14 protein-coding genes are annotated in these 14,640 nt (G+C 40.4%); 7 read left to right on the forward strand and 7 right to left on the reverse strand.

Going from position 1 to position 14,640, the window contains the following annotated elements; translation table 11 throughout:
• From CSEC_RS04640 to CSEC_RS04650, 3 genes are read right to left on the reverse strand one after another with little or no spacing between them, the layout of a single operon-like run.
• Nucleotides 1-321 carry a hypothetical protein gene (locus CSEC_RS04640; RefSeq protein WP_041017174.1) on the reverse strand — a complete coding sequence of 107 codons (321 nt, stop codon included), beginning with the start codon at nucleotides 319-321 and terminating at the stop codon, nucleotides 1-3.
• On the reverse strand, nucleotides 312-794 hold the full coding sequence (locus CSEC_RS12610; RefSeq protein ID WP_154017626.1) for a hypothetical protein: 483 nt from the start codon (nucleotides 792-794) through the stop codon (nucleotides 312-314). Before CSEC_RS12610 ends, CSEC_RS04640 begins: the two co-directional genes overlap by 10 nt.
• 14 nt (nucleotides 795-808) lie before the next feature.
• Nucleotides 809-1,111 (reverse strand): addiction module antidote protein, encoded by a 303-nt coding sequence (locus tag CSEC_RS04650; RefSeq protein WP_041017175.1) that lies wholly within the window; start codon nucleotides 1,109-1,111, stop codon nucleotides 809-811.
• A gap of 644 nt (nucleotides 1,112-1,755) precedes the next feature.
• Between CSEC_RS04650 and CSEC_RS13335 the strand changes: the two genes are divergently transcribed.
• From CSEC_RS13335 to CSEC_RS04685, 7 genes are all read left to right on the forward strand, one after another.
• Entirely contained in the window at nucleotides 1,756-1,905 is a 150-nt protein-coding gene (locus tag CSEC_RS13335) for a hypothetical protein (protein ID WP_154017627.1), read from the forward strand.
• A 101-nt stretch (nucleotides 1,906-2,006) separates the two neighbouring features.
• Nucleotides 2,007-2,696, forward strand: coding sequence for a type 1 glutamine amidotransferase domain-containing protein (locus CSEC_RS04655; RefSeq protein WP_041017176.1), 690 nt, complete (start codon nucleotides 2,007-2,009; stop codon nucleotides 2,694-2,696).
• 344 nt (nucleotides 2,697-3,040) lie between these two features.
• Entirely contained in the window at nucleotides 3,041-3,796 is a 756-nt protein-coding gene (locus CSEC_RS04660) for an SDR family NAD(P)-dependent oxidoreductase (protein WP_202593683.1), read from the forward strand.
• Entirely contained in the window at nucleotides 3,777-4,295 is a 519-nt protein-coding gene (locus CSEC_RS04665) for a RidA family protein (RefSeq protein WP_041017177.1), read from the forward strand. The genes CSEC_RS04660 and CSEC_RS04665 overlap by 20 nt, the downstream gene beginning before the upstream one ends.
• A gap of 8 nt (nucleotides 4,296-4,303) precedes the next feature.
• Nucleotides 4,304-5,263 carry an alpha/beta fold hydrolase gene (locus CSEC_RS04670; protein WP_154017628.1) on the forward strand — a complete coding sequence of 320 codons (960 nt, stop codon included), beginning with the start codon at nucleotides 4,304-4,306 and terminating at the stop codon, nucleotides 5,261-5,263.
• A gap of 333 nt (nucleotides 5,264-5,596) precedes the next feature.
• Nucleotides 5,597-5,866 carry a hypothetical protein gene (locus CSEC_RS04680; RefSeq protein ID WP_041017179.1) on the forward strand — a complete coding sequence of 90 codons (270 nt, stop codon included), beginning with the start codon at nucleotides 5,597-5,599 and terminating at the stop codon, nucleotides 5,864-5,866.
• A 266-nt stretch (nucleotides 5,867-6,132) separates the two neighbouring features.
• The gene (locus tag CSEC_RS04685; protein WP_041017180.1) at nucleotides 6,133-10,485 is read left to right on the forward strand and encodes an autotransporter-associated beta strand repeat-containing protein; all 4,353 of its coding nucleotides are present in this window, start codon (nucleotides 6,133-6,135) and stop codon (nucleotides 10,483-10,485) included.
• A gap of 137 nt (nucleotides 10,486-10,622) precedes the next feature.
• Here CSEC_RS04685 and CSEC_RS12615 read toward each other — a convergent pair whose 3' ends face one another.
• From CSEC_RS12615 to CSEC_RS04710, 4 genes are all read right to left on the reverse strand, one after another.
• On the reverse strand, nucleotides 10,623-11,522 hold the full coding sequence (locus CSEC_RS12615; RefSeq protein ID WP_053331776.1) for an alpha/beta fold hydrolase: 900 nt from the start codon (nucleotides 11,520-11,522) through the stop codon (nucleotides 10,623-10,625).
• 348 nt (nucleotides 11,523-11,870) lie between these two features.
• Nucleotides 11,871-12,173, reverse strand: coding sequence for a MafI2 family immunity protein (locus CSEC_RS04695; RefSeq protein WP_041017181.1), 303 nt, complete (start codon nucleotides 12,171-12,173; stop codon nucleotides 11,871-11,873).
• A 1-nt stretch (nucleotide 12,174) separates the two neighbouring features.
• Nucleotides 12,175-12,513 carry a polymorphic toxin type 50 domain-containing protein gene (locus CSEC_RS12975; protein WP_079977972.1) on the reverse strand — a complete coding sequence of 113 codons (339 nt, stop codon included), beginning with the start codon at nucleotides 12,511-12,513 and terminating at the stop codon, nucleotides 12,175-12,177.
• 525 nt (nucleotides 12,514-13,038) lie between these two features.
• Complete coding sequence (locus CSEC_RS04710; RefSeq protein WP_041017184.1) at nucleotides 13,039-14,490, reverse strand: FAD-dependent oxidoreductase; 1,452 nt, start codon at nucleotides 14,488-14,490, stop codon at nucleotides 13,039-13,041.
• Nucleotides 14,491-14,640 lie beyond the last annotated feature (150 nt).

Raw genomic sequence — 14,640 nt, forward strand, 5'->3', positions numbered from 1 at the left:
TCAATTAACACCAAATCCCTCGATTTTACCCTCTGAATGAATTTTTAGACAAAATGTATTGGAAAATGGTTTTGCAGTGAAATAGGAATCATAAAAGTTCATACTACCACCTAATGAATTTTTTACCCTTAAGGCTCCCTGATTATCAATCGTAATCTGATTTCCTTCGTACATCATGTTTAATTCGGAGATTTCAAACTGATAAGGTTGTTTCTTAAGAGACATTTTTAGCAATGTTAAACATCCTGCTTTTAATGATATAACAAGAACAATTCCACCCTCTGAAATAACGTCAATATTATTTGCTTTCCCTAAAAGCAATTTTTATCGATACTTAAAATTGGATTATTTTCTTGATCAAAAAAGAAAGCACTTATACGGTACGGAGAATCTTTAAATTCTGGTGGGTCGACACTTAAAATTTTTTTATTATTTATAATTAGGATATCTCTAAAGCAGTATGAGCGATTATTCCCCAAAGCAATAACAGGGGGTTTATTATCAAAGTACATTTCTTCCCAAAATTTTTCACGTTTTGCATATGGACTAGAGTTTGCTTTCACAATTTCGGATTGAGGGATAAACCCTCTGGTTTTATTGGAATGATGCCTACCGCATAAAAGAGTTATTCCTTCTGAATTATGCGATTTGCAATCTACAAAGGGAGGATCGAAATGTTCGTATTCATAAAACATACATCCACATATAACACAACCACAACCACATCTAAGGCGAACTTCCCTCTTAATTTTTGAAGGAATGTTTCTAGCCAATCCTTGTTCATTTTTTCTCATTTTTATTTATTCCATTAACTTAATCTCAAGTTCAACCCCATAGCGACACAAAGAGACACCAATGTATGCCATTTAGGATTTCCTGAGCTTGAAAGGGTCTTATAAAGGCTTTCTCGGCCGAAGTGGGCTTTTTTTGCTAGAGCGCCGATGCCGCCTTGTGCTTCTGCAACATTGCGGAGGGCGAGTAAGAAAACTTGTTGAGACTCCTTATCGCCTTTAAGGCTTTCTTCCAGAGCGGCATTTAGATAGGCAACTGCCTCATCGTGATCCTTGAGCTGCTCTATGAGGAAATCTTGATATATTCTACTTCTTCCCATGACCTATCTCCCTTGATTGATAATCTTTCAAATACTCCTTTGTTTTTGAAATGTCCCTGCTTAAAAGCCTTTATCGACAAAGTTCCCCAGTTTTAAGCGATCAAGCCTTGTCAGGATTTTGGCCGGGGTATGGAATCTCTTTGATCTCCTTAATCCAGATTTCAAAGAGTCGCTTACCGGCAGGGGTTTCGTAGAGTTCTATTTCAATTTCTTCGATATAATAGTCTTATTGTATCCTTTGGGATACATTATTTTCAAGTGAATTTTAAGCTATTAATTTTGAAAGTGTTGAGAATTCTTGAGAGAGACCGAGCCAGTCAAAAGTTCGAAGTGTACCCATTAACTGGAGAAAGTGGCGATTGTTGCGTAAGCGACAATCGCCTTTTTTGTTTATGCACTGAATAAAAATAAAAAGGATCGCAGGCCCGGCCCTTCATTGATGAATTAAAATAATTCTTGTAAACGTGCAGGTTTTTCGTAATATTATCAAAAACATTCAAGGAAACTGCTGCGCATAGGTGCATAGGTAATGGTGAATCCTGCAACATACCAACCTTGGCCAAGGTTTATACGAACCTGTCAATTATAGAATTCGGGCAGTGATACGAGACTGACAGGATGCAAAATAAAGCAAAGGTTTTCTCATGACAGGATCTTCTGATCTTCGGCTAATTAGAATACCGCTCAACAACGGAAGCGGCCTTATCCCCGCAATCGGTTGCGGAACCCTCATTCCCGACGCAGCCGAAGACCAGAGAAGCGACCAGAGATGCCGCGAAAGCAGACCCACGTGAAGCATGGCGTGTAATCAATAAAATGCGGTGCCGTAGATACGACGAAAGAATGATTGAATGGAATAAATTAAGCTAGTGTTAAAAAATAACGGAGAAAATATATGAATATATTGATGGTTATGACTTCCCACGATCAACTGGGTAATACAGGGCAAAAGACCGGCATTTGGTTAGAAGAATTCGCGGCTCCATATTTTGTATTTCGAGATGCCGGAGTTAACTTAACCTTAGCGTCCCCTAAAGGTGGACAGCCTCCGATCGATCCAAAGAGTGATCTACCTGAAAATCAGACACCTGCAATGACTCGATATAAAAAAGACAATGTTGCCCAAAAAGCCTTTTCTCACACAGCTAAACTGGCTGACATGCGGGCGCAAGATTTCGATACGGTATACTATCCCGGCGGTCATGGGCCCATGTGGGATCTTGCAGAAAGTTCTACATCGATCGCACTTCTTGAGTCTTTCTATAATTCTGGTAAATTTATTGCGTTAGTATGCCATGCACCAGGTGTCCTACATCGGGTAACATTCGAAGGGAAGCCTCTTGTAAAAGGTAAACGTGTAACTGGTTTTACAAATAGTGAAGAAGAGCAAGTACATCTTACTAAGGTGGTACCATTCCTCGTCGAGGATGAGCTAAAACGTTTAGGGGGACATTTTGAAAAAGCACCCGATTGGGAAAGTTTTGTAGTTGTTGACGGTCACCTAATCACCGGCCAAAATCCTGCATCTTCCGAGGCTGTTGCGCAAACATTGCTCAAATCACTCTCTGGAGCAGAAAAAAAATAGTAGCTTTTTTTCCCCTATGGAACGAGCAAATCGCATAATCGGTAAGCCCGTTCCTTTTTACAAAGTTATCATTTATGCAAGACTGAATCTATAGCTATAACAAACTCATCGAAATCCGTAGGTCCATCATAACGATCACCATTAATAAAAATATGAGAAAGAAGAATTTTTGAAACAGAAATTAAAAACAATATTATAACAGTATTAAGGAAATACGTCATGTACATGTTCTTCTTAGATATCTGCAGGTCTCTCCAATCATGGTGAGAGGGCTTTCGTAATGAAGTACTGATTATTTGCTCGCATCATGTTGACAAATAAATCAAAGTAATGAAAAAAGACATATGAAAAAATGGGTTTTTATGAACGCAAACACCAATGAAAAACCAGTAGCTATCGTCACGGGTGCCTCAAGTGGCATTGGATTGAAGATAACTCAATCTCTTCTCGAAAATGGCTATTGTGTTGTCGCTAATTCACGAACGATCAGCAAATCAAAGGATTTAAAACCATCCGAGGATCTCGTCCTGATGGACGGCGATATTAGCAAAAAAGGGGCTGCCATAAAAGTGGTGGATGCGGCTATGAAACACTATGGCCGCATTGACCTTCTCGTCAACTGCGCGGGAATCTATATTTCTAAGCCATTCACGGAATATACGTCTGAGGATTTTGAAACGATGATCGGCACAAATATCGCAGGATATTTTTTCGTGACTCAGCAGGTTATAGCGCAAATGCGTAAACAGCAGTCCGGCCACGTCGTGAGCATATCGACGGTTTTGGTCGACCAACCATTGGCAGGCGCGCACATCGCGCTGCCCGTCCTCACCAAATCCACCATTCCGGCCTTCAGCCGAGCCTTGGCAATGGAATACGTGACTGACGGCATTCGATTCAATACGATCTCTCCCGGTGTCGTTGACACTCCGATGCACGCCAAAGACGACCACGAGTTACTAAAGAAACTCCACCCTATAAAACGACTGGTTCAAATTTCAGAAATAGTTGATGCTTTACACTATTTGCAATCGGCCCGCATGGTGAATGGTGAAAATATTCGAATTGATGGAGGGGCGCATGCTGGAGCAAAATGGTAATAAAACTGTCGCAAGCAGTCTAAGCACACGTCTTAAAGAGCTTAAGATCGAGCTTCCCTCTCCTCCTACACCATTAGGTGCTTACGTCGAGTCTTCAGACACAGGAAATTTGCTTTTCCTCAGCGGAACGCTTCCTATAGTGAATCAAAAGCTCGCAGTTTCTGGCCGTCTTGGAAAAAATCTTTCGGTCAGGGATGGTCAGCAAGCCGCGCGGATCGCTTCGCTCAATGCCTTGGCGATAGCAAAGCAGCATCTCGTCAATCTGGACCGGCTTAAAAAGCTCGTGAAGCTGACCGTACTTGTTGTTACAACAGAGCAGTTTACCGACCATGCTGCAGTTGCAGACGGAGCTTCAGATCTGTTTGTCCAAATTTTTGGATCAAAGGCTGGCCACGTTCGTTTGGTCTATGGAGTGCAAAGTTTGCCTATTGGCGCACCGGTGGTTGTTGACGTCATCTTTGAAATTGAGCCGACATCTCAATCGCTCACAAAAAGGTAAACTGTCTTATGAAACTAACTGTCCTAATAACCACCTATTTAATGATCCTTATGAACACTATGAATGCGCTCGAACACGAACCTGTGTCATACAACACAGTCCGAATAGAGAACTTAAATATCTTCTACCGGGAAGCGGGGCCTAAAGACGCTCCCGTCATTCTTCTACTTCATGGTGTACCGACATCATCTCGCATGTATCAGGCGATGTTGGAGTCGTCTCTGAATACAAAGTATCGCCTCATCGCTCCAGATTTTCCGGGCTTCGGGCACTCCTCCTGGCCAAGTCCAAAAGAATTTAACTACACCTTTGACCATCTTGCGGAGATCACCGAGAAATTTGCTGCAGCGATGAATCTACGCTGTTACATCCTTTTCCTACACGACTACGGCGGACCGGTTGGAATGCGCATGGCAATTAGCCACCCCGAGAAAGTCAAAGCCATTATAATCCAAAATGCGGTTTCCCACGAAGAAGGTTTGTCTCCGTTATGGGTAGCGCGTCGAGCATTCTGGCAAGATCGCGCGGCAAATGAAGCTGCGTTCCGCAAAAGTTTTCTCTCATTGGACACAACCCGCAGCCGGCACTTGGGCAACTCTCCACACCCTGAGCACATTGATCCTGACACTTGGACGGATGAGTTTTACTTTTTGAATCAGCCAGAGCAAGCGGACATTCAAACGGATCTGTTTTTTGATTACCAGAATAATTTAAAAGCTTATCCTATCTGGCAAAAATGGCTTCGAGACCATCATCCTCCCCTGTTGGTCTTATGGGGACGTTATGATCCCTCATTTATTGTTGCCGGCGCCGAAGCATATCGCAAGGACGTGAAAGAAGCTGAAATACACATTCTCGATGCTGGACATTTCGCCTTAGACGAGCAAGCCGCCGAAGTCATTAGTTTGACCGAAGCCTTTTTGCAGAAGCTCTCTGATCGCATTCAGTTTTGCAGTAAAAGCAGGTAATTTGAAAACCAAATCTCCAAATTGTAAGCCATATCCTAATTATGAACCCAATTATTTTAAGCTATTAATTTTGAGAAGGTTGGAAATTCTTGAGAGGCTGAACCAGTCAAAAGTTCGAAGTGCGCCTAGTAACTGGAGTTATAAGATGAAGGCAGTTATGGCGAAAGCCGTAGCTGCCATTTTTATTTAATAAGGGTACAAAATGATCACAGCAGATACTTTAAAGAGAAGCTATAACGAAGCAACTTAATCACATGGCGTAAATCAGTTTAGTTAGAGAATTGCAAGACCCTGCAATAAAAATAAAAATCGAAGATCTAGAATCGCGATTTCATGGATCGAGAAATTGGAAAAGTCTTAAAGCTCCAAAAGGGACATCGCAAAGTTCGCCATGAAGTCACTAGAGTTCTAGTAAAGTGCCAAGCTCATTCCAATAAAAAAAATACTGTTGTGTATAAAGACATTCGAGAACAGGTCAAAAAACAGGTTCAGACCCACCTAAATATTCTATGCAATGATATTTTTGGATACACAGTCAACCATTCGAAACAAGAGCCGGATTACAATCAATCTTTGCAAAATTACAGAGCCTGGACCAGTTAGTCAAGACTATAGCTCTATAGTCAAGCTCCTCTAGAACTGATTTCTATTTCTAAGCAAAAAGAACATGGAAACGAACGGATGAGCTCCACCTAAAAAAATAAGTATGTCATCCCGTCCATACTGTCCATCCATCCAAATAGACCAAGCATCTGGTAGATTTTTCAAGATTTATCTTGATAGGCTACTTGTTGACAAAAACCTTTTGTATTCTCAAAATCAAAAAATTTAAAGCAGTCTCAAATCGATACATTAAATAGGGTTAGGCTATGATCAAACGTTCGTTTTTTCTCCATTGCATTCTTCCTTGCCTAATCGCATATTCAAGCACGGCACATTCCGAACCGATTACTTGGGTGGCCGAAAACCCAAATAATGACATGAATGATTCCGGAAACTGGAATCCTGATACGATTCCTGATAGTGACGATAATGCAATCTTCAATAGCACCCTTCCCGGTATCGATACTAACCCCACCGAAAGCTCGGCACCTTTTTCTGTCTCTACTTTCAACTTTCCCTTCAACGCTTCGATCTTTCATTTTAATTTTAACAACCAAACACTGACTTTTAATGGGATTGGCATTACAGGGCTCAATACGAATCCCACCATTACTGTGACTAACACTAACAACAGTTCCTTTCTTGGAGATCTCATTTCTTTTCAAGGAGCAACGGGGACTTCCGGTAGTTCCATTATCACAAGTTCAAATAGCGGCACATTAGCAGGAAACCAATCTGGTGTATCAATTGGGGCAATCAATTCCAATCTCCATTCTAACGGAGCATTTATCATTGATAACGGCGGAAATATCACAGCAAGCAATACGGGCAATGATAGCACGATTGGTACCGGCAATAATGGAATAGCCAATACCGGTGCCAGCCAATTAAAGTTTGATCAATCATTTATAGCCGGAGATGATGTCACTGTTTCAATCTCAAATAGTGGAACATTTAGCGGAACCAACTCTGTCCAAGGTGATGCCATTTCGATTGTCAATGGCAGTCAATTTATATCTTCAGAGGAATTCCAAGTTGGAGACAATTTTAACTGTGAAGTACAAAATACAGGGAATGATAGCTCCCTTGGCGTAGGTCTTAGTAACATAGCACAAATCAACGCTGCCCAAATGAACTTACAAACGACTGGAACTGTGGGTGACAATTGCACAATAAGTGTTTCTAATACGGGTATTAATTCTTCACAAACAACCAGTTTCCCAGATTTTGTTGGATATCTCAACGACCAACAATTTTTTGTAGGAAGTACTTTCCAAGCAGGGGACAATTTCAGCTTAACAACAAGCAACACCGGTACCGATACTAGCAATGGATATGGCGCTCACCAGGTTGCAGTGATCAACTCCAACTCAGGAACGACAGGTAATCAGATCCTTTTTCAAGAAGGATGTGCACTGGGAGAGCATGCTACCATTAGCGCTATTAACAATGGGGTCTATAGTGGTACCAATACAAACGGTGGTTCTAATGTCGCAGGTATGAACCTTCAACAGATTGTCATAGGTGATAGTACAGCGCCTGGTTCGTATGCGTTTGTTTCTGGTGATAATTTCAGCATAAGCGCTTCTAACAGTGGGATTGATAGCAGCAACGGTGCTGGAGGAAATGCTATAGGAACCGTTTCTTCTGATCAGATTACTTTCTTTACTCCCGTCGCTTTGAGTAACCAAGCAATTATCAATATCGCTAATGGTGGGAACTTCAGTGGCAATGCGACTAACACGTATGTGAATACCGGTTCCGTAGGCGGTAGCCAACTAAATTGCGTAAGCAGCTTCTCAGCTCAAGATAATTTTACGATTAATGTCAGTAATTCAGGGACAAATACAGGCACTGGCATAGGTAACTATTTTATTGGAGACCTCATCGGAGGCCAACAAGTAAAATTTCAAGATAACCTTACGATTGGAAACAATGCATCTATTACAATTTCAAATAGCGGATCCAACTCCTCCAATACAGTTGCCAACAATCAAGTAGGGAGCTTAATGGGTTATGGCAAACAATTGTTAGCTCAGGGTCAGTTTCAAATCGGTGACGATTTTCTTTTAGAAATTACAAACTCAGGATTTGATGATAGCAACGGAGCAGGTGGAAATTTTGTAGGTTTTATGAATAATAATACCGTAGATAATTCCGCTTCTCAATTTCATCTTACTAATGGCGGTACCTTTGGAGACCGCGCATCGATCACTTTATCGAATACAGGAACTTACCAAGGAAGCAATGCGGCATCAGGTAACCTTGTAGGTGTTCTTTCAGGTCAACAATTGTATTCAGTGAGTGACTTTCACGCTGGGAATGACTTTGTGTTAAGCGTGTCTAATTCAGGTATTGATAATACATCTGGCCAAGACAACAACAGCGTAGGAACAATCGGTGGCTCCCAATTGGAATTTGACGGGGCTTGCGTCCTTGGCAATAACGCATCAATTGTTCTTTCAAATAGCGGGACAAACCATGATACAACGGGGAACTTTAACAATATCGCGGTTGTCAACGGCACCCAAATGTTAGCAGACGGGAATTTTACTGCGGGAATAAACCTTAACATTAGTGCAAGTAATACAAGTGTAAACGAAGGAAGCTCCAACAATTTTGTGGGATATCTTACTGGTTCTCAACTAACCTTTGCTCAAAACTGCACACTCAATGATGGATCAATTATCAGCGCATTCAATTCCGGAACAGTGGGGACTTCGCAGATTGAATTCGGCCAAGGATTCAATTTGGTTAGCGGCCAAGCGACCATCCAAGCCGTCAATCAAGGCACTCTAGGTGCATTTGGAATTGATGTTCAAGGAAGTAATGCAGGAGGTAACGCCAAGATTGTTTTGGACAATAGTTCACTTAATATTGGAACAATACTTTCTACCTTTACCATTGCCGGACTCACCGGCAATAGTACTTCCCAAGTCCAGTCTCAACCAGAGTTGATTATTAATACCGATTCTTCGACGCAAACTGAATTTTCTGGAGTCATCCAAAACTACCCTGCGACCAGCTCGACATTGATGAAAACCGGGGCTGGAATACAAAAACTTTCGGGTGTCAATACCTATACTGGACTGACAAGAATTGAAGAAGGTATTTTGGTTGTGAATGGATCGCTTGCGGGAGATCTGCAGACAAGCTCTCTTGGAACATTAAAAGGTAACGGAACTATCGCTGGTACAATGACGAACTCTGGATTTGTATCTCCGGGAGAGAGCATCGGCACGTTGACGCTAGGTTCTTTTATCAATAACAATGGAACTTATAGTGTTGAAGTTAACGGACTTGGGCAAAGCGACCTCATTGATGTTTTAGGAACCGCAACGCTTAATGGAGGTTCTGTCGTCGTCAGTTCTTCAGATGGCACATTTAGATTCCAACAACCTTATACCATTTTGACAGCAGAAGAGAGTGTCGTAGGAACCTTTACTAATGCATCTTCATTAGCCTTCATCAATCCTACGCTGTCATATGATCCTAACAATGTTTACCTAACAATTTATGCAGCGCTTATTAATGCAGCCGAAACAAACAATCAGATGGGTGTCGCAATAAATCTTGATGGCATTATCAACCCGAATGCATCACAATCTCTTCTAATCAGCACACTCGCCAATTTGCCATTAGAAGAAGCGCAGGAAGCTCTGGATAGTCTGTCAGGTTTCCAATATACCAACGATGTTTTTGTGACAGAGATCTCAACAAGCAGATTTCTTAGACGTTTATATGATCCATTAAGATCATTAGTGGCAAGGCAAGATCGTTGTACCCCATGTGAACTTCCTTGCGATGAGTGGACCCGATGGTTAGAAATAGGTTATGGATTCACCAATCTAAACGGCAAAACTGCCCATAAATTAAATTTTGATAGCTTTCTAATGACTGGCGGTATCCAAAAAACATTCTGTTTCGATTTCACATTGGGACTAGCAGGTTCATATGAGTATGACAATATAACGTATCGTGATGGTAGAGCGAATCGCAATTCAGCATTTGCAAGCTTTTATGGCCTTTATAGACCAAAAGTATTTTATGGACTGTTTGACATCGTTTACGGACATGCCTCTAATCGCTTTAATCGCACAATCGAAGTAGGAAATTTGCAATATAAGGCAAACAGTAAACCCAATTTCAATATTTTTACTTTTTATGGCGAAGCAGGATTTGATTTGGAAAGTAATTGTGTCCTTATTCAACCCTTCCTAGGCCTCCAAATTGGAAAAAATTGGCGCGGACGCATAAACGAAAATTATGCGGACGGATGGGGTTTGACCCTCAATAAGCTCAACTGGTCAACCACTAGTTCTCGTCTTGGACTACATCTTTCCACTTATGAATCATATGAAGCCATTGATGCCTCCTTTGATATTGCCTGGAATCAGCGATTTTCAAGCAGTAAAAATTCGACTGAGGGTCGATTTAAAGAATTTGGCAATGATTTTAACATTTACGGCAATCAAAAGGACAATTACAGCTTTGACTGGGCTCTCAACTTAAAAAAATGTTTTTGTGATGGCTTAGAAGGATATTTTGAAGTAGACGGTGAATGGTGGAAAAATGCCACTACCTTTAATGTTCTTCTTGGGATCGAATATTCTTGGTAAAAAGACCAGCATAAGGAGATCTAAACGTATCAGAACCTTGAGCTCTTGTGTGCTGCTCTTTTTAGTCGCAACCGTTTTTAAACAATCATGATCCTATGCATTAAAGGACGATATTAGATCAAAGTTACGAAATCATTTCATTGCAAAAATACATGGACTAAATCGGCAAACTGCTTGTGTTCCTGAAATAGAAAAGCATGACCGCCATTTAGGAAAGCTGTCCACGAGTAAGGAATCTGGTTTGCAATAATTAAAGAGTTTTTTGGCAAATCAATGATGTCAAAACGTCCATCACTTAGCAAAACAGGAACTTTAATATCTTTAAGTGCGTTGAAATTTTCGTTGTCGTTGTTCCATAGAACTGTCCGAGCCCGATTTTGTCGTATCAATGTTTCTTTGCTTACAGAAAAATTATTAGGGATAGACCCAGATTTTACAGCAGCTTTAATTCTAGCTAAAGATTCTTTTGCAGCTTGCGTCCCTTGCTCATTATCAGGAAATACCAAACCAATTTTTTCTGTTTCCGATACGTTTGGATTATTCAACTTATTTTCAACATCAGGCGCGGTTCGATCCTGGTACTTACCACCTGGATTTGCAGCACAAAGTACCGCCTTGTCCACGAGTTCTGGATGTCGAATCAATAACTGCTGGCCAATACGTGCCCCCATTGACCATCCCAGTATGTTTGCTTTAGAGTAACCAAGACCTTTTATTAGTCCGGCAACATCATCGGCCATTTGAGGTATGGTTGTCTTATTTTCAATTGTATCTGTTGATAATCCAACACCCCGATTGTCAAACAAAATAAGTTGATAATTTTTTGCAAGTTCTTCCAATAATGCCGGATCCCAGAGACTCATTGTGGAAATAAAACCGTTAATCATAAAAAGCGGTTTTCCTTGCCCTCGAATATAATAGGCAATTTTAACACCATCGACTTCAATCATTTTAACTTCAGGTTTGAATTCAGCTTGGGCAAATGAAAAAAATGCGCAAAAAAATAGAGATGCGATCAAACTTTTTGACCAACTCATAATTGGAATCCTTTTGATAAAACTTTTGGCGTCCTCGGACCACCATTCACCGCCTGCTTTCAAATCTCAGGTGTAAATGTTCTAAAATTCTTATAAGGATTGTCTGATTTTTATTGCCATGATTATTAGAAACAAACCTAATCGTACAAAATACGTTTTTCCTCATCTTGAGGGTCTTTTCTCGCCAACACAAGGGTTGAAATTTTACGAGCCAGCGCTAGCGCATCCAAAAGAGCCTGATTGGCCCTTTGTCCTTTAAATGGACTGATAGGGTGAGCTGCATCTTTTAGCTAAAGCATCCATTCCCGCCTTTTGATTCTGCAAAGATTTTTAGTAGTCATTTTACTTTTATACTGGTCCAAGCTCCCCATAGCGCAAATAAACCGCCTCGCCAATCTTTGGTATCATTTCATTTCGAGGCAAGCTAATCACTTTGAAATCAGTTTTTTGATCTGGAAAATCAGACACAAACTCTGTGTAAATAAAATTGACCATCTCTTCTTCTTCTTCACTTGGACTATTTTCATAATAAAAATAAATCCATAAGCATCCATTTTTCTCTTCAATACGAATTCCTCTTAAATTAGAAGAGACCATTCCTAGTATAGCCCTATGCATTGATGAAAGGGCGGCATTAAGATCAAACGACATTTTACTTTGCCTCGATTAACGGATTTGGATGTACAGGAACGATATGAGCTCCTTTTTTGCTATAATGAATTGTCGCACGAGTTGTAGGTAAAGAAAGTCCCCCTATTTTATCTTCTTTCCAAATCCCTACATACTCTCCAAAATCTACAACTTCCCTATATCCTGGTTCTCCCATCACTCCACTTTTAGGCTTTCCCGTGCCGGCAAAACGTTTCAAAAGTCCCTCTGGATCAGGGTGATCAAAAATACTTCTCCTACCATCATAGTAAGAGTGAGAAGGAATATGTTTGTAATGACTATCATTAGCTCGGATAATGACAGAAATCTGCGTTGAATTTATCCCAAGTAGTAGTAGCCAACTTCAAACCTCATTCCAGATAGAATTTGTAGCAAAATTTTCGTAAGGTGTATATTGGTGAAGATCATAATTCAATAAGAATAAGAAAATGAATGAAGTAATTCCCGCTATTTATGCTTTAGGACAAGCTTCTCTATTGACTTTTTGCGTAATGCTAACCAATAGAAAAAAGAAAAATGAATTTTTTGTGAATTTATTTTTCTTTTTAGTGGTATTTATCTTGGGGTATATAGGGATTAGATTGAGTTATTAGAAAATATTCTGGTTAACTCTTGCTCCTACATAAGAAATTGTAAAAAAAAGAAAGAAAATGGATAGATTTTTGTAGAATCCGTTTTCAACCTCTCTTCGTGAATTTATCATAAAAATAAATAGCGTTAAAATAGATGCAAAAATAAATGATTTAACAATGGATAGAAGTTCAGGTTCTGTCATATCTATAATCCAATTTCCTATTGAGTTTTCTTCTTATAATAGATTTTATTTCCTATCCTAAAGGACGCCTAGCTATAGATTGATAGCTTGTAAAAACCTTTCTTTAGGTCTACAACCTTCAATTAGCATACTCTTAGAATGTAGAAGTTTCACAGCTTCAGCTGAGTCCTTTACTTTTGGCCCGCTACGCTCTAGCATTTCTTGTTCAAATTCATTTAATACCAATTCTCTTAATCCCCTTTCTCTCCATTTGGAATAAGGATTACAGGCTATTGAAATTTTACGAGCCAGCGCTAGCGCATCCAAAAGAGCCTGATTTGCCCCTTGTCCTTTAAATGGACTCATAGGGTGAGCTGCATCTCCAATCAAAGTAAATGCCGAAGCTTTTTCTAATATTTCCGAGTTGAGTAACTCTCGATCATACAAAGGATAACCTGTAATTTGTTCAGGCAGCGTTGCCTCTAAAATTTGAGGAACGGGCTTATGCCAATCTGCCCTACGACACGCTTCTTCTTTAAGAGCTTGAGCTCCTTTTGCACACAAGGCCTTAGCTTCTTCTTCAGGAATAGGAAAACTAAATTGCCACATCACCGAGTCTTGCGTGTAAGGCATCACATAGATTCTCTCATGGCCATTGACAGTTTGAAAAACGGTGGCTGAGTCAAGCAAAGAACTCTCGACACCTTTTAGAGCCTCTAAAGAACAAATACCCAAAACTACCACATAGCCCAGGTAACGTAAGGGGGTGATATCTTCACCAATCAACAGGTTGCGCACAACACTTCGAACACCATCGGCACCGACCACTAAATCTGCCTTGGTATTCTTCATCTCACCGTTTACTTGAAAGATGAGCTCAACACTTTTATCTTCACATTCTTTAAAAGAAATTAAGCGGTGCCCCCAATGCAAAGCATTAGAATCTCCCAATTGCTCAAGCAATGCTAAGCGCAAGGCTTGTCTTGGGACATGCACATTGATACGCTTTGGAGAATTATTAATATTCGCATGCGTCCTCATCCCCCATTCATTAATTTCTTTTCCTTCTGTTGTGTGCACGACGTGTCTTGTAGAATTAACTGAATTCTTTAAAGAGAAAAGACCAAATCCTTTAATCGCCTTACTTGCTTGTTGCAAGGTGAGCCCGTAACCTTGAGCTCTTGAATCGAAGCTTGTGTCGCGCTCATAAAGAGTGAAGGGAATGCCGCGATGCAAACAAGCAACAGCGAGCGCCATACCCCCTATGCCTGCGCCAATAATGGCTACATGCGGATAGTTTTCTGAATCAACTATGGGATGACTAGAAGCTGAAATCAAGCCGGATCCACCGCAATTATCACATAAATATTGAGTAATCTTAGGCCGAACCGAAGCCTTTCCCTCGGCCTGAGCTTTTTCAAATTCATTTAATGCTATTTGGTAGCGGCGTCTCGATTCCTTGCGGAGCCTCAAGTTTTTTTTGCCGAGTCCGGAACATTTGGGACAAATAGTCCAATAAGTCTCTTTATTTTCCACTTTTTTAATCTTTTTTAAAGTAATTACTTACACCAAAAAAAACGGCTAATTTCAAACAGATCAAACAAGGTAAATGCTAAAGAAAATTTGAAAGCCGGAAATTCTTAAAAAGATTATAACTTATTGTACCTTAGGTTCGCCAGTCAAATTTCTAAAGCT

Origin of the sequence: Criblamydia sequanensis CRIB-18 (assembly GCF_000750955.1) — a bacterium.
In the GTDB taxonomy this organism is placed as follows: domain Bacteria; phylum Chlamydiota; class Chlamydiia; order Chlamydiales; family Criblamydiaceae; genus Criblamydia; species Criblamydia sequanensis.